The organism is Variovorax sp. AC103 (genome assembly GCF_979254005.1).
Map to the genome: position 1 here is coordinate 224,878 of NZ_CEEDFC010000010.1, position 16,796 is coordinate 241,673.

Sequence of the window (16,796 nt, forward strand, 5' to 3'; positions counted from 1 at the left end):
ATACGGCTTAGCGCAGGCCGCCGCCAGCGGCGCCTTCGTCACGCTGGATGAGTTCGATCTTGTAGCCGTCGGGGTCCGTCACGAACGCGATCACCGTGGTGCCGCCCTTGACCGGACCGGCCTCGCGCGTCACGTTGCCGCCCGCGGCCTTGATCTTGTCGCAGGCCGCATACGCGTCGGGCACGCCCAGGGCGATGTGGCCGTAGGCGGTGCCGAGCTCGTAGCTCTCGGTGCCCCAGTTGTAGGTGAGTTCGATCTCGGCCTGGTCGGGGTTGCCCTTGCCGTAGCCGATGAAGGCCAGGCTGTACTTGTATTCGGTGTTTTCCGACGTGCGCAGCAGGTTCATGCCGAGCACCTTGGTGTAGAAGTCGATGGAGCGCTGGAGGTTGCCAACGCGCAGCATGGTGTGAAGAAGTCGCATCTCGTGGTGCCGTGTAGTTGTGGGGGAGGGAGGCCGCTATTGTCGGCCTCCCGGCGCTGCGATCAAGCCGCCAGGGTGAGCAGGTGGGCCTGGTGGCGCTGGAGGAATTCCATCAGGTGCAGTGGGTACTCCGGCACCACGGCGTCGCGCACGCTGGGGCGTGCCGCCAATGCCTTGCGCCAGGCGTTCACCTTGGGCAGCGCGTCGAAGATGTGCGAGTCGCTGATCGCGTCGAACACCTCGAAGTAGCGAAACACCGGCGCGAAGACCGCGTCGACCAGGCTGAAGTCCTTGCCGGCGAAGTAGGGGCCTTCGCCCAGCGCGGCTTCCACGCGTTCGAACTTGGCGACCAGGGCGAGCCGCTTCTGTGCGAACACGGCCGCGTCCTGCGTGGTCTCGTAGCCCCAGAGGTCGGCGAGCGTGGCCGAGCCGAACTCCATCCATGCGCGATGCTGCGCACGAGCGAGCGGGTCTTCGGGGTGCAGGCGGGCGCCAGGTTGCGTCTCTTCGAGGTACTCGCAGATCACGTTGCTCTCGAACAGCACGGCTTCGCCGCCGCCCGGCCGCTGCACCTTCAGCAGCGGCACCTTGCCCAGCGGCGAGATGTCGAGGAACCACCGGGGCTTGTTCGCCAGGTCGATGACGACCCGCTCGAAGGGCACGCCTTTCTCATGCAGCGCGATGGCGGCGCGCTGCACGTAGGGGCACAGCAGATGGCTGACGAGGGTGAGGGGTTGCGGCATGGGGCTTTCCGTTCTCTGGGGATGGGGTGGAAGGCCGCGATTCTTGCGATCCCGAACAACCTTTTCCCGCAAGGCCCATTCGACGATCGGGCGCCCTGTGCTAGGCCGCCGTGTCCAGCCAGTGCGTGATGCGCCCGCCGTGCATCACGCCGATGCGGTCGGCCATTGCATGTGCCTCGGCCTCGTTGTGCGTGACGAGCACGGCCGTCTGGCCCGCCTGCTTCAGGATGCCGCGCACCTCGGCCGTCAGCCGCTCGCGGGTGCCGCCGTCGAGGTTGGAGAAGGGCTCGTCGAGCAGCAGCAGCGCGGGCGAGGGTGCGAGCGCGCGCGCCAGCGCGATGCGCTGCTGCTGGCCGCCGGAAAGCGCGTGCGGATAGCGCTCGGCTGCGTCCGCAAGGCCTACCAGCGCGAGCATCTCGGCCACGCGCTGCTGCTGCGCCGCGCGGTCGAGGCGACGCAACCCGAACGCCACGTTCTTCGCGGCCGACAGGTGCGGGAACAGCGCGTACTCCTGGAACATCATGCCCACGCGCCGCTGCTCGGGCGGCAGGTGCGCCTGCGCGGACGAAAGCAGCACGTCGCCGAGCCGCACCGTGCCCGCGCGCAGGGGCTCGAAGCCCGCGATGGCGCGCAGCACCGTGGTCTTGCCGCAGCCCGAGGGGCCGAACAGGCCGGCGATCTCGCCCGCCTTCAACGCGAGCGAGAAGCCGTCGACGACCGTGTGGGGGCCGCGCGGGGTGTCGTAGGCGAGCTGGATCGCGTCGATGTGCAGGGGGGAACTCATGGGGTGTCGGCGCCGATGGGGTTCGAGGGCGTGCCCGGCTGATGGCGCGCGAGCAGCACCACGGGCAGCAGGCCGGCCCCCACGATGGCGAGCGCGGCGATGGCGCCTTCCTCGTAGGTGCCGCGCGCGGCCTCGGCGTAGAGCCAGGTGGCGAGGGTGTCGAAATTGGCCGGGCGCAACAGCAGCGTGGCCGGCAGTTCTTTCATGGCGTCGACGAACACCAGCAGCGCGCCCGCGGCCATGGCGGGGCGCAACAGCGGCAGGTGCACGCGGCGCAGGGTGCCGGCCGTGGTTTCGCCGAGCAGCCGGGAGGCCTGCTCGATGGCCGGCGGAATGCGCGCCAGGCCGGCCTCGATGCCGCCGACCGGCATCGCGAGAAAGCGGATGACGCAGGCCACCACCAGCACGACGCCCGCGCCCATCAGCGGCAGGCCCTGCCACCCCATCGCGGTGGCCAGCGCCGCATCGAACGCGAGCGCCGGCGTCAGCAGCCCGATGGCCAGCACCGTGCCCGGCACCGCATAGCCCAGCGTCGCCACGCGCGCCTGCCAGCGTGCGCGGTCGGGGCGTGAGCCCTGGCTGCGCGCGGCCCACGCGACGACCAGCCCGGCCGCGACCGCGATCACCGTCACGCCCGCGGCCAGCGCCAGCGTGTTGCCGAGGCTCGCGACCAGCCCGTGCGAAATGCCGCCGCCGTGCCGCAGCCGCTTGGCGCTTTCCCATACCAGGTAGAGCGCGGGCGCCACGAAGCCGATCAGCACCGGCAGCGCGGCCGCCGCGGTCGCCGCCCAGCCCGCCGCACCGCGCAGCCGTTGCGGCTGCACTGCCCGCATGCGTTGCGCCGAACCGAAGCGTTGTTGCTGGCGGCCATGGCGCTCCAGCCACAACAGCGCCACCACCATGAACAGCATCGCGCACGCGATCTGCGCCGCACCGGCCAGGTCGGAGCGCGTGATCCACGTCGTGTAGACCGCCACGGTGAGCGTGTTCACGCCCAGGAACTCCGAGGCGCCGATGTCGTTGAGCGTTTCGAGCAGCGCCAGGCTCAGCCCCACGGCCAGCGCGGGCCGTGCGAGCGGCAAGGCCACGCGGAAGAACGCGCCGCGCCGGCTCTCGCCGAGCATGCGTGCCGCTTCCATCAGGTGCGCGGGCTGCGTCATGAACATGGCGCGGGCCGTCATGTAGACGTAGGGATACAGCACGAAGCCCAGCACGAAGATCGCGCCGGGCAGCGAGCGCAGGTCGGGCAGGCGGAACTGGCGCGGGCTGTCGAAGCCCAGCACCCAGCGGATTGCGCCCTGCACCGGGCCGATGGGGTGCAGCAGGTCGAGGTAGGCGAAGGCGACGATGTAGGTCGGCATGGCCAGCGGCAGCAGCAGCGCCCAGTGCAACACGCTGCGCCCCGGAAAGTCGTGCGCCGTGACCAGCCAGGCGCAGCCGGTGCCGATCGCCAGCACCAGCGCACCGACGCCCGCGAGCAGCAGGGCGGTGTTGAGCGCTGCCTGCGGCAGCACATGCGCGAACAGCGGACCCCAATGCCCGACGCCCGAGCCGAGCGCGAGCCATGCGAGCGTGAGCACCGGCGCGAGCACGCCGAGCGCGATCAGCAACGACGCGCAGCGCCATGCAGGGCCGGCGGCGCGCAGGCCGCCATGCCGAGCGGCGAAACTCATGCGGAACAAGGTCTGCCCATCGCGCGGGTGCATGCCAGGAACACCGTGGAACCGGCTTTGCCGGGCCACAGGTGCTGCCCCTGGAAGGGGGTGGGGGAAGGCGACACGCAGTGCGCCGCAGCCTGGGGGCGAGCCAACGCTACTGGTCGAAGCCGACCTTGTCGACCAAGGCGCTGGCCTGCTTGCGGTACTTGGCAATCTCGGTCAGCGGCAGCGGGTCGACCTTCAGTTCGCCGATGGTCTGGCCGATGATCGGGTCCAGCGCCACGCCCTTGCGCACCGGGTACTCGTAGTTGGCCTGCGCGTAGAGCGACTGCGCCGGTTCCGACACCAGGAACTCGAGCAGCTTGACCGCGTTGGCGCGCTGCGGCGCATTCTTGGCCACCGATGCGCCGCTGATGTTCACGTGCGTGCCGCCGCTCTTCGCGTTGGCGAAGGTCGGGCGAATCACCTTGATGGCGTCGCCCCACTTGCGCGCGTCGGTGCCTTCCTTCGAGCTCTTCATCTGGCCGACGTAGTACGAGTTGGCCAGGCCCAGGTCGCAGATGCCGCCGAGGATGTCGCGCGCCACGTCGCGGTCGCCGCCCGTGGCCTTGCGCGCCAGGTTGGCCTTCACGCCGCGCAGCCATTGCTCGGCCTTGGCCTCGCCGTCGTGCGCGATCATGGACGCGACCAGCGCGGTGTTGTAGGGGTGCTGGCCGGCGCGGATGCAGAACTTGCCCTTGTACTTGGGGTTGGCCAGGTCTTCGTAGCGCAAGCTCGTGAGCGGCAGGCTCTTGTCGGCGTACAGCACGCGCGCGCGCATCGACAGCGAGAACCACTGGCCGTCGGCGCCGCGCAGGTTGGCGGGAATGGCCGATTCGAGCGCGGCCGATTTCACCGGCTGCGTCACGCCGCCCTCGACCAGGTCCATGAGGTTGCCGATGTCCACCGTCATCAGCACGTCGGCCGGCGAACGCGTGCCTTCGGCCTTGACGCGCTCCAGCAGGCCGTCCTTCACGAACACGGTGTTGACCTTGATGTTGCTCTGCGCACTGAAGGCCGAGATCAGCGGCTGGATCAGCGCGGGCTCGCGCGTGGTGTAGAGCGTGAGTTCGTCGGCGGCGGCCTGCGCGGGCAGGGCGACGAGCGCGGTCATGGCGAGCGAGGCGGCGCTGGCGCCGAACAATGCGCGCGCGGCGCGGCCTTGGACGCCTGAGCGTTCGGTCATGGAGATCCTCCGGGAGCAGTGAAATATTCTGGAAACGCCGGCACCTGTCGTTGTCGCAGTGGCCGAGATGCGAATAATTATCACTGGGAGGATTGCGCGCGGAGGCCTTTGTACTTACGGGTCAAAGGCCTACTGCGCCGGGCGCGTGGCTCAACGCGCCGGCGGAATCTCGAACACCAGGCAGGTGGTCGTGGCGTGCGCGTACAGCGTGCCGTCTGGCCCATACAGGCGCGCTTCGGCCGTGGCGAGCTGCCTGCCGCAATGGATCACCTTGCCCTCGGCGCGCACACGCTGCACCTTGGGCGTGAGGCCCTTCACATAGTTCACGCCGAGTTCGGCGGTGGTGTAGGCGCGACCGGGCGGCATCATCGTGTGCACCGAGCAGCCCAGGGCGGAGTCGAGCATCGTCGCGACCCAGCCGCCGTGGATGGTGCCCAGCGGGTTCAGGTGCTGCGGCAGCGGCGTGCCCTGGAAGATGGCCACGCCGGCGCGCACCTCCAGGATCGTGAAGTCGAGCGTCTTGGCGATGGCCGCATAGGGAATGTCGCCGTTCAGCATGGCCTGCATGATCTCGAGGCCGGTCTTGCCGGCGAGCTGGTCGGGACGGGCAAGGCCGGGGCCCGGGCCGCCTTCGAGGCGGTCGATGATGCGGCGTTCTTCGGCGATCCAGGCCTCGAGCTGGCTGGTGGTTGGTGTCATGCCTGTGTTCCTCCTGGGGGCTTTGGCGGGGAGTGGTGGTTGCATATGCAACAGTTGCACCTACAATAATATCCCATGGACACCCCCACCAAGCCACGCGGCTGTACCAGTTTCAAGGTGCGACAGCTGTCGCGCCGCCTCTCGCAGCACTACGACGCCGAGGTGTCGCAAAGCGGCCTCAAGACCACGCAGTACTCGTTGCTGTCGCACCTGGCGCGGCTCGGTCCCTCGCGCCCGGTCGACCTGGCGGGCGAGCTCAAGATGACTGCCTCGACCCTGAGCCGCAACCTGCAGCCGCTGATCGCCGCGGGCTTCATCGCGCAGGGTGCCGGCGCCGATGCGCGCAGCCTGCTGGTGCAGCTCACCGACGCCGGCGAGGCCAAGCGCCGCGAAGCGCAGCAGTACTGGAAGGCGGCGCAGCAGAAGATCAATGCACTGCTGGGCGTGGAGCGCGTGCTCGCGCTGCACCAGCTGATCGACGAAGCGATGGAACTGCTCGGGGCCGACGACGAGCCCGCCATCGAAGACTGACCCCGCCACCGCCGACGTCACCCACGCCCGTTCATCGACCCCGTTCATCGACCCCGCGCACGTCCGCGCGGTCTGCGCTCCCCGTTTCTCTCCTCCAAATTCATTCCAACAGCAGAGGTCCCATGTTCGCCACCCAAGTCTCCGCATGGCTGCAGCGCCGCGGCATCCACTACGGATGGATCGTCGCCGCCATCACCTTCCTGACCATGCTGACCATGTCGGCTGCGCTGGGTCTGCCGGGTGCCATGCTGCAGCCGCTGACCAAGGAGTTCGGCTGGAGCACGGAGCAGATCTCCTCCGCGCTCGCGCTGCGCTTTGCGCTCTTCGGCCTCATGGGCCCGTTCGCCGCGGTGCTGATGGAACGCTACGGCCTGCGCGCCGTCATCTGCACCGGCCTCGCGCTCGTCGGCCTGGGCATGGCGCTGGTCACCATGGCTTCGCAGCTGTGGCAGCTGTTCGTGCTGTGGAGCCTGATGCTGGGCCTGGGCACCGGCATGACGGCACTGGTGCTCGGCGCGGTGGTGGCCAACCGCTGGTTCGTGGCGCGCCGCGGCCTGGTCATCGGCATGCTCACGGCCAGCTCGGCCACGGGGCAGCTGGCCTTCCTGCCGTTCGCGGCCTGGATGATCGAGCACTGGGGCTGGCGCTCGGCCATCGTGCCGATCGTGATCGGCAGCGTGCTCATCGGCGTGCTGGCGCTGTGCCTCATGCGCAACCGGCCGTCGGACATCGGCCTGCTGCCCTACGGCGAAGTGCCCGGCACGCAGCCGGCCGCCCCCGCCGCGGCGGCGCCGATGATGAACTTCGCCACGCCGTTCCGCGTGCTGAAGGAGGTCTCGACCAACCGCACCTTCTGGATCCTGGCGGGCACCTTCTTCATCTGCGGCCTGAGCACCAACGGCCTGGTGCAGACCCACTTCATCTCGCTGTGCGGCGACAACGGCATGGGCGCAGTGCCGGCGGCCTCGGTGCTCGCGATGATGGGCGCCTTCGACTTCGTGGGCACCATCCTGTCGGGCTGGCTGTCGGACCGCTACGACAACCGCAAGCTGCTGTTCTGGTACTACGGCCTGCGCGGACTGTCGCTGTTCTGGCTGCCGCATTCGGAATTCACCATCTACGGCCTGGGCCTGTTCGCGATGTTCTACGGCCTCGACTGGATCGCCACCGTGCCGCCGACCGTCAAGCTCGCGGGCGCCACCTTCGGCCCCGCCAAGGTGGGCCTGGTGTTCGGCTGGGTCTTTGCCGCGCACCAGCTGGGCGCCGCCACGGCCGCCTATGGCGCGGGCTTTGCGCGCACGCTGCTGCTGACGTACACCCCGGCGCTCTATGCGGCCGGCGCGGCCTGCCTGGTGGCGGCCGTGATCGTGATGCTGATCCGCCGCCCCGCGGCCAAGACCGGCACGCCGGTCGCCACCGCTACCACCACCCCCAACACGGCCGCGCGCGCCTGAACACACCCGAGCCATTGCCATGACAACGTCCACACCGCCGAAAGCGCCGCAGGCCCAGGGCGAGCTCGACCCGCGCACGCGCCGCCTGCTCGAGGCGCCCATCGTGCCCACGCTGCTGCGGCTGGCCGCGCCCAACGTGCTGGTGATGGTAGCGCAGGCCTCCGTCGGCCTCATCGAGACCTACTTCGTCGGCAAGCTGGGCACCGATGCGCTGGCGGGCATGGCGCTGGTGTTCCCCATCGTCATGCTGATGCAGATGACGTCCAGCGGCGCCATGGGAGGCGGCATTGCCTCGTCGATCGCCCGCGCGCTCGGTGCGCGCCGCCGCGCGGACGCCGACGCGCTGGTGTGGCATGCCATCGTCATCGCGCTGGGCTTCGGCCTGTGCTTCACGCTGGCGCTGCTGCTGGGCGGACGCTGGCTCTACGGAATCATGGGCGGCACGGGGGCGGCGCTGGAGGCCGCGCTCACCTACTCGAACTGGGTGTTCGCGGGCGCGGTGCTGGTGTGGCTCTTCAATTCGCTGTCGGCCATCATCCGCGGCACCGGCAACATGTCGGTGCCGGCCAATGTGACGGTGGTGGGCGTGGTGTTCCTCGTTCCCGCATCGCCGCTGCTGATCTTCGGCTTCGGCCCGCTGCCGGGCATGGGCATCGCGGGCGGTGCGATGGCGCTGCTGCTGTACTACCTGCTGGGTTCGATTGCGCTCATCGTCTACCTGCGCTCGCCGCGCAGCCTGCTGCGGCCCACGCTCGACGCGCTCAAGCTGCGCTGGCCGATGTTCCGCGACATCCTGGGCATCGGTCTGGTGGGCGCGGTGTCGACGGTGGCGACCAACCTGTCGATCGGCATCGCTACCGCGCTCACGGGCCACTTCGGCTCGGGCGCGCTGGCCGGCTACGGCACGGCTTCGCGGCTCGAGTACCTGCTGGTGCCGCTGGTGTTCGGCCTGGGCGCGCCGCTGGTCGCCATGGTCGGCACCTGCATGGGCGCGGGGCAGCGCGAGCGCGCGCTGCGTGCCACCTGGGCCGGCGCGGCGATGGCCTTTGCATTGACCGAGACCATCGGGGTGGTGGCAGCGCTGTTTCCGCGGCCCTGGCTGATGCTGTTCGGCAACGACCCCGCCATGCTCGAAACCGGCGAACATTACCTGCGCGTGGTGGGGCCGCTGTACGGCTTCTTCGGTGTCGGGCTGGTGCTGTATTTCGCGTCGCAGGGCGCGGGCCGGCTGCTGTGGCCGGTGCTGGGCAATATCGCGCGCCTGGTGGTGGCAGGCACCGGCGGCTGGCTGGCGCTGCGCTGGGGCGGCGGGCTCACCGGCGTGTTCGCTGCGCAAGGCGTGGCGCTGGTGGTGTACGGCATCGTGATCGCGTCGGCCATTGCGGGCGGCGCCTGGTTCGGCCGCGTGGGCTGGCCGCGCACCACCAACGGCTTGCTGCGCCGCGTGGCGCAGGCCTGAAGCAATTTTCAACAACCTCGTTCAACGAAAGCTCGCCATGAAAATCAAGGACTCCGTCGTTTTCATCACCGGCGCCAACCGCGGCCTTGGCCTGGCATTCGCCAAGGCGGCGCTGGCCGCCGGCGCCCGCAAGGTCTATGGCGCGGCGCGCGACGCCCGGAGCATCACGCTGCCCGGCGTGACCCCGGTCGCGCTCGACGTGACGCAGCCCGCGCAGATCGAGGCAGCCGCGCGCGCCTGCGGCGACGTCACGCTGCTCATCAACAACGCGGGCATCTCGCGCGGTTCGAGCTTTCTGGGTTCGCCCGATGCCGTGGCCGCGGCGCGCGCCGAGTTCGAAACCAATTTCTTCGGCCCCTGGGCGGTGACGCAGGCTTTCGCGCCGGTGCTCGCGGCCAACGGCGGCGGTGCCGTCGTCAATGCGCTGTCGGCGCTGAGCTGGACCACCTTCCCGGGCGTGGCCACCTACAGCGCGACGAAGTCGGCCGCCTGGTCGCTGAGCAACGGCCTGCGCAACGAGCTCGCGGGGCAGGGCACGCAGGTCACGAGCCTGCACATGGCCCTGATGGACACCGACATGGCCGCGCACATTCCGGGCGACAAGGTGTCGCCTGACGACGTGGCGCGCCAGGCGCTCGAAGGCGTGGAGGCCGGCAAGCCCGAGGTGCTGGCCGACGGGGTCTCGCGGCAGCTGAAGCAGGGGCTGTCGAGCGACACGCCGCCTTACGCGTCCGCCCCGGCGTAGGTAGACGCAACAACTGCCGTCACAAACAGAAACCCGGGCCAGGCCCGGGTTTTTGCATCAGTAGCGGTACGGATTGTTCGGCCGGCGGTCGTAGCGGTTCGGCACGCCGTCGCGGTCGCTGTCGCGGCGGCCATAGTGGCGGCGGTCGTCCCAGCGGCGATCGCGGTAATGGCGATCGGGGCCGTAGTGGCGCGGCGCGTTGTAGTAGCGCGGCGGGGGCGGCGGTGCGTAGTAGCGGCGCGGCGGAGGCGGCGGCACGACATACACCTGCGCCTGGATGATGGGGCCGCCACGTTGGGCTTGCGCCGGCGCGCTGAGCGCGGCCAGCGACAACAAGGCTGCGGCTGCGAATGCGAAAGTAAGCTTTTTCATGTGATCCCCCGGTATGTGGTTGGAAGCCTCATCCTCGCGTCCCCGTGTGAAGCACGTGTAAGGCTGGAGCGAAATCGGATGAAGAGCTGTAAGCCCGTGCGCGCGGCAATTCTTGTTGGTGCGCTGCGGCAATCACGACTCACGCCAACATCCTAAAGGCGCAACGGCTTCGGCGCGCCTCACGGGGCACGCCAATCGTTGTAGGCCTTTGGCTCAGGCCCGCGGGGCCGGCAGCATGCGCCGCAGCGCCTCGAAGAACAGGTCGGACTGTTCGCGCTCGCCCTGGATCTGCGCCGCCACGTGCGCAGCCAGCTTCGCATTCACCGGAACCAGCGGGCGCCCGGTCGACTGCGCAATCACCTGGTGCAGGCAGGCGCGCTCCAGGTAGTAGAGGTCGTCGTAGGCGTGCGCGATGGTGCCGCCCGCCACGATCACGCCGTGGTTGGCCAGAAAGGCCACGTCCTTGCCGGCCATGGCGCGCGCGATGCGTTCGCCCTCGGCGTCGTCCAGGGCCAGGCCGTTGTACTCGGCATCGATGGCAATGCGGTTCATGTAGCGCATCGCGTTCTGGCTGGCGGTGGGGTCGAGCGCGCGGTCGACCGTGATCGTGAGCGCCGTGGCATACGGCATGTGGCAGTGCAGCACGACCGCATGGCCCGTGAGCCGGTGCACCGCGCCGTGGATGAACAGGGCCGTGGGCTCCACGCGGTGACGGCCCGCCAGCACTTCGCCGTGCACGTCGATCAGCACGATGTCGTCGGCGCCGATCTCGCTCCAGTGCAGCCCGCGTGGATTGATGAGGTAGCGGTCCTGTGCGCCCGGCAGCATCACGCTGAAGTGGTTGCACACGCCTTCGGACAGCCCGTGGTGGGCGGCCGCGCGAAGGGCCAGGGCCAGGTCTTCGCGCAGCTTGCGAACGGCGGGGCTGGCGTAGTCGGAATCGGCGGACATGGTGGGGTCTCCTTTTGTTCTTGTGAAGGGGGCGCCGGTCAGGCCAGGGTGAGGCCGTGCCAGGCCGCGACGAATTTCTTCGCATCGTCGCGCACCGCCGAGGCCTGCTTGCCGGGCTTGTACAGCGCGGAGCCGATGCCGAAGCCGGCCGCACCCGCTGCGCGCCATTCGGCCATGTTCGCGGGCGTGATGCCGCCCACGGGCATCACCGGCGTGCCGGCAGGCAGCACGGCCAGCAACGCCTTCACCACGGCGGGCGAGGCCAGCTCGGCGGGGAACAGCTTGAGCCCGGTGGCGCCCGCCGCGAGCGCGCCGAAGGCCTCGGTCGGCGTCATCACGCCGGGCAGGCAGACCATGCCCAGGCGCGCGGCCTCGGCAATGACCTCGGCGTTGAAGTTGGGCGAGACGATCAGCTCGCCGCCGGCCGCCTGCACGTCGCGCACCTGCTGCGCGCTCAGCACCGTGCCCGCGCCGACCAGCGCCTGGGGAAAGCGCTGGCGCATCAGCGCGATGCTCTCCAGCGGCCGGGGCGAGTTGAGCGGCACTTCGAGCAGCAGGAAGCCCGGCTCGACGATGGCGTCGCCGACATCGGCGGCCTCGGCGGGGGACAGGCCCCGCAGGATGGCCACCAGGGGCAGTGCGCGCATGGCGGCATTGAATTTGTCGAGGGGCGTGGTCATGCGGGCGTCCGGTCGGTGTCGAGGAAGCCGGACAGCGCGTGCAGTCCGGCCCAGGTGGCTTCGGCGCCCAGCGTGCGCGTGGCGACGCCGGTGGCGCGCAGGGCCAGTGTGTAGCGTTGGGTGAGGGCGGAGGAGCCGATCAGCACCACCTCGCCCACCGCCTGCAGCGACTGCGTGCGCAGTTCTTCGCCGATCAGCAGGCCCGAGAGGTAGCTCGACAGCTCCTGCCTGGGCATGCGCTCGAACAGCGCGAGCGTGCGCGTGCCGAAGGCGTTGTGCAGCAGGCCGTGGCCGTTCTCGGAGCGCGTGACGCCTTCGAGAAAGGAGGCTTCGTCCAGCGGCGCGGCCACGTCGAGCGTGCGCGCAAGGATCGAGTGCTGGCTCAGCAGTGCATAGAACTCGCCCGTCATGTAGGTGCGAAAGCCCGCGACGCGGCCCTTCTTCACCGTGACCCACTTGTTGTGCGTGCCGGGCAGCACGAACACGCCGTCGTCCAGCCCGGTGATCGACATGGCGCCGAAGATCTGCACTTCCTCCCCGCGCATCACATCGGGCACGCCGGCGTGCTCGTCGCTCAGGCCCGGCACGATCGCGACGCGCGCGCGCGCAATGGCGTCGATGTCGATGATCCTGCGGCCCACTTCCACGCGGCCCGCGGGGCATGCGCAGTAGGGCGCCTCGACCCAGCCCTGCTTGCTTCCGGCCATGCCGGAGATCAGGCAGCGCGCGCCTTCCAGGCGCATCCAGTCGCCGAACAAGGCGTCGAAGACGGCGGGAAAGCCGCCTTCAGGCACGCTGAGGATGCCGCGCGCGTCGCTGCGTTCTTCGAGTACCTTGCCGCTCGCGTCCAGCAGCGCGCCGCGCAGTGAACTCGTGCCCCAGTCGATCGCTATCAGTCTTGTCATCTCAATGATTGTCGCGCGGCACGAAGGCCCCGCGGCGACCACGCAGGAAGGCCAGGTCGGCCCCCTGGTCGGCCTGAAGCACCGTGTCGACGTACAGCTTCCAGTAACCGGAATCGAGCGGCGCCTTGGGCGCGACCCATTTCTCGCGCCGCTTGGCCAGCTCTTCGTCGCTGACGTGCAGATGCAGCTTGCGGTTGGGCACGTCGAGTTCGACGATGTCGCCGTCCTGCACCAGCGCCAACGGCCCGCCGGCAGCCGCTTCCGGGGCCGTGTGCAGCACCACCGTGCCGTAGGCCGTGCCGCTCATGCGCGCGTCGCTGATGCGGACCATGTCGGTGATGCCCTTGCGCAGCACCTTCGGCGGCAGCGGCATGTTGCCCGCCTCGGCCATGCCCGGGTAGCCTTTGGGCCCGCAGTTCTTCAGCACCATGACGCAGTGCTCGTCGATGTCCAGGTTCTCGTCGTCGATGCGCTTGTGCAGGTCTTCGGCGCTCTCGAACACCACCGCGCGGCCCTTGTGCACCAGCAGTTCCGGCGTGGCCGCGCTGGGCTTGATGATGGCGCCGTTGGGCGCGAGGTTGCCGCGCAGCACGCAGATGCCGGCGTTCTCCTTGAAGGGCTCGGCCAGCGGGCGGATCACCTGCGGGCCATAGTTTTCGGCGTCCTTCACGTTGTCCCACAGGCTCTGGCCGGTAACGGTGAGGATGTCCTTGTGCAGGTGGTCGGCAATTTCCTTGATCACCACCGGCAGGCCGCCCGCATAGCAGAAGTCTTCCATCAGGTACTGGCCCGAGGGCTGCAGGTTCACCAGGCAGGGCAGCTCGGAGGCGAGGCGGTCGAAGTCGTCCAGCGTCAGGTCGACGCCGATGCGCCCCGCAATGGCCAGCAGGTGGATCACGAAGTTGGTCGAGCCGCCGATGGCCGCATTGACCTTGATCGCGTTCTCGATGGCCTGGCGCGTGAGGATCTTCGACATGTTCATGTCCTCGTGGACCATGTCCACGATGCGCCGGCCCGCCTGGCGCGCAAGCACGTTGCGCCGGCCATCGACGGCAGGGTAGGCCGCGTTACCCGGCAGGCCGATGCCCAGCGACTCGACCATGCAGGCCATGGTGCTCGCGGTGCCCATCGTCATGCAGTGGCCGTGGCTGCGGTGCATGCAGCTCTCGGCTTCGAAGAATTCCTGCAGCTTGAGCGTGCCGGCGCGCACCTGCTCGCTCATCTGCCACACGCCGGTGCCCGAGCCCAGTTCCTGCCCGCGCCACTTGCCCGAGAGCATCGGGCCGCCCGACACGCCGATGGTCGGCAGGTCGACGCTGGCCGCGCCCATCATCAAGGCAGGCGTGGTCTTGTCGCAGCCCATGAGCAGCACCACGCCGTCGAGCGGGTTGCCGCGAATGCTCTCTTCCACGTCCATGCTCGCGAGGTTGCGGTACAGCATGGCGGTGGGGCGCAGCAGGGTTTCCCCGAGCGACATCACCGGGAACTCGAGCGGGAAGCCGCCCGCTTCGTACACGCCGATCTTCACCTGCTCCGCCAGCGTGCGGAAGTGCGAGTTGCAGGGCGTGAGTTCGCTGAAGGTGTTGCAGATGCCGATGACCGGGCGACCGTCGAACTGGTCGTGCGGCACGCCCTTGCCCTTCATCCAGCTTCGGTAGATGAAGCCGTCGCGGTCGTTGCGGCCGAACCATTGCTGGCTGCGAAGCTCGCCGGATTTTTTCTTGGGGGAAGTGCTCATGGGGTGTCTCCGTTTATTGGTTTCAGCGGCCCCAAACCTCAGGGTTTGTCCTGCCGAAGGTCGATTTCAATCATCATATGATAAGCGCGGTCAAGCCGTGGAGACCTCAGGATTTGCGAGCGGCGAGATAGCAAATTTCACATCACACATGATCAAGAACATCCACGGCCGCACCCTCGAGTTGCTCGGTGAAGCCGTGGTCTCGGGGCGCTACGCGATCGGCGCGTCGATCCCTGCGGAGCCCATCCTCGGCGAGGAGCTCGGCGTGAGCCGCACGGTGGTGCGCGAAGCCATCAAGTCGCTCGCGGCCAAGGGCCTGATCGTGACGGGGCCGAAGGTCGGTACCCGCGTGCTGCCCAAGGACAAGTGGAACTGGTTCGACCCCGACGTCATCACCTGGCAGGCGCGCGCCGGCCTCACGCCCGAGTTCCTGCGCGACCTGCAGGACCTGCGCCGCGTGGTGGAGCCGGCTGCCGTGCGCCTCGCGGCGGAGCGGGCCAGCCAGGAAGACATCGACGAGATCGAGCAGGCCTACGCCGGCATGAAGGAGGCCGTGGAAAACGGCGGCGACTACGTCACCTTCGACCTGCGCTTTCACAACGGCCTGCTGAGCGCCGCGCGCAACCGCATGCTGGCGCAGATGAGCAAGGCGCTCAATGCGCTGCTGCGCACCAGCTTCGAGCTGTCGACCACCAAGCCCGACGGCCCCGCGCTCTCGCTGCCGCTGCACCGCGCGGTGCTCGACGCGGTGATCGCGCACGAGCCCGGGCTGGCCGAAGTGGCGGTCATTCGCCTCATCGACGGCGCGCGCCAGGACATCGAGGAAATTCTCGGTTCGCGTCGCCGCCTGCCGCGCCTGAGCAGGCCGCCGCCCAGGCTCAAGGCCAGCTAGCCGCACCACGACGTTCACGCCCCCTGCGCCCGTCTACGCGTTTGTCCGCAGTTCGCATCCGGTTCTTTCACCCTACGCTCGCCCGCCGAGCCAATTCCACCGAAAAAGAGAAGGAGACACAACCATGAAACTCGTCAAGTCGCTCATTGCGCCGACGCTGGTCGCGCTGGGCCTGATCGCATCAGGCAACGCCGCAGCACAAGAGAAACTCACCGTCTGGTGGGTCAAGGGCTTCTACAAGGCGGAGGACGACGCGCTGTTCGCCGCCATCAAGAAGTTCGAGGACAAGCACAAGGACGTGAAGGTCGAGCTGTCGCAGTACCCGGTGCAGGACATGATTCCGAAGACCGTGTCCGCGCTCGACTCCGGCAGCCCGCCCGACGTGGCCTATGCCGACGTGTACGACTTCCAGGTCACCGGCAAGTGGGCCTTCGACGGCAAGCTCGAAGACATCGGCAGCGTGCTCACGCCCATGAAGGACCGCTTCGCGACCAACACGATCGAGACCACCTTCCTCTACAACGACCAGACCAAGAAGAAGGCCTACTACGCCTTCCCGATCAAGCAGCAGACCATGCACATCGAGTACTGGCTCGACATGCTCGCGGAGGCCGGCTTCAAGGAGTCCGACATCCCCACCACCTGGAAGGAATACTGGCCCTTCTGGTGCGAGAAGGTTCAGCCCGCGAGCCGCCAGAAGAGCGGCAAGCGCACCTTCGGCATCGGCATGCCGATGGGCGTGGATTCGAGCGACGCGTTCTATTCGTTCCTGACCTTCATGGACGCCTACAACGTGAAGCTGGTCGACGACAACGGCAAGCTGCTCGTGGACGACCCCAAGGTGCGCACCGGCCTCATCGCCGCCATGACGGACTACACCAAGCCCTACCTCACGGGCTGCACGCCGCCTTCGTCCACCAGCTGGAAGGACCCGGACAACAACGTCGCCTTCCACAACAAGACGACCGTGATGACGCACAACGCGACCATCTCGCTGCCGGCCAAGTGGCTCGACGACTCGAACAACGCCACGCTCACGCCCGAGCAGCGTGAAGAGGCGAAGAAGAACTACACCGAGCGCATCCGCACGGCCGGCTTCCCGACCAAGCCCGACGGCACCAAGATGGTCTACCGCACGGCCGTGAAGACGGGCGTGGTGTTCAAGGACGGCAAGAACAAGGCGCGCGCCAGGGAGTTCGTGTCCTTCCTGCTGCAGGAAGAAAACCTCACGCCGTATGTCGAGGGTTCGCTGGGCCGCTGGTTCCCGGTCACCAAGACCGGGCAGGCCAGCCCGTTCTGGCAGGCCGATTCGCATCGCAAGTCGGTGTTCAACCAGTACGCCGCGGGCACCGTGACCTTCGAGTTCACCAAGAACTACCGCTTCACCGTGATCAACAACGAGAACGTCTGGGCCAAGGCCATGAGCCGCATCGTGACCGACAAGGTGCCGGTGGACAAGGCGGTCGACGAGATGATCGCGCGCATCAAGACGGTGGCCGCGCAGTAAGCGCGGCGCATCCCGACAACGCACTGCTGCCG

Annotated in this window: 17 protein-coding genes; 6 read left to right on the top strand and 11 right to left on the bottom strand. The window is 68.6% G+C overall.

Annotation, left to right across the window (positions count from 1 at the left end; all coding sequences use genetic code 11):
• Positions 1-7: 7 nt before the first annotated feature.
• The 6 genes from gloA to AC0IYU_RS16805 all read right to left on the bottom strand — a co-directional run bounded on the left by gloA (position 8) and on the right by AC0IYU_RS16805 (position 5,530).
• Positions 8-421: a lactoylglutathione lyase gene (gloA, locus tag AC0IYU_RS16780; RefSeq protein ID WP_435436379.1), complete on the bottom strand. Its 414-nt coding sequence runs from the start codon at positions 419-421 to the stop codon at positions 8-10.
• A gap of 62 nt (positions 422-483) precedes the next feature.
• A complete protein-coding gene (locus tag AC0IYU_RS16785) occupies positions 484-1,164 on the bottom strand; it encodes a glutathione S-transferase family protein (protein WP_472119049.1) in 681 nt (226 codons plus the stop codon).
• 100 nt (positions 1,165-1,264) lie between these two features.
• A complete protein-coding gene (locus AC0IYU_RS16790) occupies positions 1,265-1,948 on the bottom strand; it encodes an ABC transporter ATP-binding protein (protein ID WP_472119052.1) in 684 nt (227 codons plus the stop codon).
• The gene (locus AC0IYU_RS16795; RefSeq protein WP_472119055.1) at positions 1,945-3,621 is read right to left on the bottom strand and encodes an ABC transporter permease; all 1,677 of its coding nucleotides are present in this window, start codon (positions 3,619-3,621) and stop codon (positions 1,945-1,947) included. The genes AC0IYU_RS16790 and AC0IYU_RS16795 overlap by 4 nt, the downstream gene beginning before the upstream one ends.
• 139 nt (positions 3,622-3,760) lie before the next feature.
• Positions 3,761-4,831, bottom strand: a complete 1,071-nt coding sequence (locus tag AC0IYU_RS16800; RefSeq protein WP_472119058.1) for a Fe(3+) ABC transporter substrate-binding protein — start codon at positions 4,829-4,831, stop codon at positions 3,761-3,763.
• A 150-nt stretch (positions 4,832-4,981) separates the two neighbouring features.
• Positions 4,982-5,530: a PaaI family thioesterase gene (locus tag AC0IYU_RS16805; RefSeq protein WP_472119059.1), complete on the bottom strand. Its 549-nt coding sequence runs from the start codon at positions 5,528-5,530 to the stop codon at positions 4,982-4,984.
• Between the two features lie 75 nt (positions 5,531-5,605).
• Here AC0IYU_RS16805 and AC0IYU_RS16810 point away from each other — a divergent pair, with 75 nt between their 5' ends.
• From AC0IYU_RS16810 to AC0IYU_RS16825, 4 genes are all read left to right on the top strand, one after another.
• Positions 5,606-6,061: a MarR family winged helix-turn-helix transcriptional regulator gene (locus AC0IYU_RS16810; RefSeq protein ID WP_435484457.1), complete on the top strand. Its 456-nt coding sequence runs from the start codon at positions 5,606-5,608 to the stop codon at positions 6,059-6,061.
• A gap of 122 nt (positions 6,062-6,183) precedes the next feature.
• Entirely contained in the window at positions 6,184-7,515 is a 1,332-nt protein-coding gene (locus tag AC0IYU_RS16815) for an MFS transporter (protein ID WP_472119061.1), read from the top strand.
• Between the two features lie 19 nt (positions 7,516-7,534).
• Complete coding sequence (locus AC0IYU_RS16820; protein WP_472119064.1) at positions 7,535-8,974, top strand: MATE family efflux transporter; 1,440 nt, start codon at positions 7,535-7,537, stop codon at positions 8,972-8,974.
• A 37-nt stretch (positions 8,975-9,011) separates the two neighbouring features.
• Complete coding sequence (locus AC0IYU_RS16825) at positions 9,012-9,719, top strand: SDR family oxidoreductase (RefSeq protein WP_472119067.1); 708 nt, start codon at positions 9,012-9,014, stop codon at positions 9,717-9,719.
• Between the two features lie 57 nt (positions 9,720-9,776).
• Here AC0IYU_RS16825 and AC0IYU_RS16830 read toward each other — a convergent pair whose 3' ends face one another.
• The 5 genes from AC0IYU_RS16830 to AC0IYU_RS16850 all read right to left on the bottom strand — a co-directional run bounded on the left by AC0IYU_RS16830 (position 9,777) and on the right by AC0IYU_RS16850 (position 14,365).
• A complete protein-coding gene (locus tag AC0IYU_RS16830; RefSeq protein WP_472119070.1) occupies positions 9,777-10,091 on the bottom strand; it encodes a hypothetical protein in 315 nt (104 codons plus the stop codon).
• 213 nt (positions 10,092-10,304) lie between these two features.
• The gene (locus tag AC0IYU_RS16835) at positions 10,305-11,042 is read right to left on the bottom strand and encodes an aldolase (protein WP_435484454.1); all 738 of its coding nucleotides are present in this window, start codon (positions 11,040-11,042) and stop codon (positions 10,305-10,307) included.
• A gap of 38 nt (positions 11,043-11,080) precedes the next feature.
• Positions 11,081-11,722, bottom strand: coding sequence for a 2-dehydro-3-deoxy-6-phosphogalactonate aldolase (locus tag AC0IYU_RS16840; RefSeq protein WP_472119073.1), 642 nt, complete (start codon positions 11,720-11,722; stop codon positions 11,081-11,083).
• Positions 11,719-12,627, bottom strand: a complete 909-nt coding sequence (locus AC0IYU_RS16845; protein WP_472119076.1) for a 2-dehydro-3-deoxygalactonokinase — start codon at positions 12,625-12,627, stop codon at positions 11,719-11,721. Before AC0IYU_RS16845 ends, AC0IYU_RS16840 begins: the two co-directional genes overlap by 4 nt.
• Position 12,628: 1 nt before the next feature.
• Complete coding sequence (locus AC0IYU_RS16850) at positions 12,629-14,365, bottom strand: IlvD/Edd family dehydratase (RefSeq protein ID WP_435436393.1); 1,737 nt, start codon at positions 14,363-14,365, stop codon at positions 12,629-12,631.
• 148 nt (positions 14,366-14,513) lie between these two features.
• Between AC0IYU_RS16850 and AC0IYU_RS16855 the strand changes: the two genes are divergently transcribed.
• Both AC0IYU_RS16855 and AC0IYU_RS16860 read left to right on the top strand, forming a co-directional pair.
• The gene (locus tag AC0IYU_RS16855) at positions 14,514-15,257 is read left to right on the top strand and encodes a FadR/GntR family transcriptional regulator (protein WP_435484450.1); all 744 of its coding nucleotides are present in this window, start codon (positions 14,514-14,516) and stop codon (positions 15,255-15,257) included.
• 124 nt (positions 15,258-15,381) lie between these two features.
• A complete protein-coding gene (locus AC0IYU_RS16860) occupies positions 15,382-16,764 on the top strand; it encodes an ABC transporter substrate-binding protein (protein WP_472119079.1) in 1,383 nt (460 codons plus the stop codon).
• Positions 16,765-16,796 lie beyond the last annotated feature (32 nt).

What these genes read in the sequence shown, in the direction of transcription:
- gloA (WP_435436379.1), bottom strand. Translation starts at nt 421, where the DNA reads ATGCGACTTCTTCACACCATGCTGCGCGTTGGCAACCTCCAGCGCTCC.
- AC0IYU_RS16785 (WP_472119049.1), bottom strand. Translation starts at nt 1,164, where the DNA reads ATGCCGCAACCCCTCACCCTCGTCAGCCATCTGCTGTGCCCCTACGTG.
- AC0IYU_RS16790 (WP_472119052.1), bottom strand. Translation starts at nt 1,948, where the DNA reads ATGAGTTCCCCCCTGCACATCGACGCGATCCAGCTCGCCTACGACACC.
- AC0IYU_RS16795 (WP_472119055.1), bottom strand. Translation starts at nt 3,621, where the DNA reads ATGAGTTTCGCCGCTCGGCATGGCGGCCTGCGCGCCGCCGGCCCTGCA.
- AC0IYU_RS16800 (WP_472119058.1), bottom strand. Translation starts at nt 4,831, where the DNA reads ATGACCGAACGCTCAGGCGTCCAAGGCCGCGCCGCGCGCGCATTGTTC.
- AC0IYU_RS16805 (WP_472119059.1), bottom strand. Translation starts at nt 5,530, where the DNA reads ATGACACCAACCACCAGCCAGCTCGAGGCCTGGATCGCCGAAGAACGC.
- AC0IYU_RS16810 (WP_435484457.1), top strand. Translation starts at nt 5,606, where the DNA reads ATGGACACCCCCACCAAGCCACGCGGCTGTACCAGTTTCAAGGTGCGA.
- AC0IYU_RS16815 (WP_472119061.1), top strand. Translation starts at nt 6,184, where the DNA reads ATGTTCGCCACCCAAGTCTCCGCATGGCTGCAGCGCCGCGGCATCCAC.
- AC0IYU_RS16820 (WP_472119064.1), top strand. Translation starts at nt 7,535, where the DNA reads ATGACAACGTCCACACCGCCGAAAGCGCCGCAGGCCCAGGGCGAGCTC.
- AC0IYU_RS16825 (WP_472119067.1), top strand. Translation starts at nt 9,012, where the DNA reads ATGAAAATCAAGGACTCCGTCGTTTTCATCACCGGCGCCAACCGCGGC.
- AC0IYU_RS16830 (WP_472119070.1), bottom strand. Translation starts at nt 10,091, where the DNA reads ATGAAAAAGCTTACTTTCGCATTCGCAGCCGCAGCCTTGTTGTCGCTG.
- AC0IYU_RS16835 (WP_435484454.1), bottom strand. Translation starts at nt 11,042, where the DNA reads ATGTCCGCCGATTCCGACTACGCCAGCCCCGCCGTTCGCAAGCTGCGC.
- AC0IYU_RS16840 (WP_472119073.1), bottom strand. Translation starts at nt 11,722, where the DNA reads ATGACCACGCCCCTCGACAAATTCAATGCCGCCATGCGCGCACTGCCC.
- AC0IYU_RS16845 (WP_472119076.1), bottom strand. Translation starts at nt 12,627, where the DNA reads ATGACAAGACTGATAGCGATCGACTGGGGCACGAGTTCACTGCGCGGC.
- AC0IYU_RS16850 (WP_435436393.1), bottom strand. Translation starts at nt 14,365, where the DNA reads ATGAGCACTTCCCCCAAGAAAAAATCCGGCGAGCTTCGCAGCCAGCAA.
- AC0IYU_RS16855 (WP_435484450.1), top strand. Translation starts at nt 14,514, where the DNA reads ATGATCAAGAACATCCACGGCCGCACCCTCGAGTTGCTCGGTGAAGCC.
- AC0IYU_RS16860 (WP_472119079.1), top strand. Translation starts at nt 15,382, where the DNA reads ATGAAACTCGTCAAGTCGCTCATTGCGCCGACGCTGGTCGCGCTGGGC.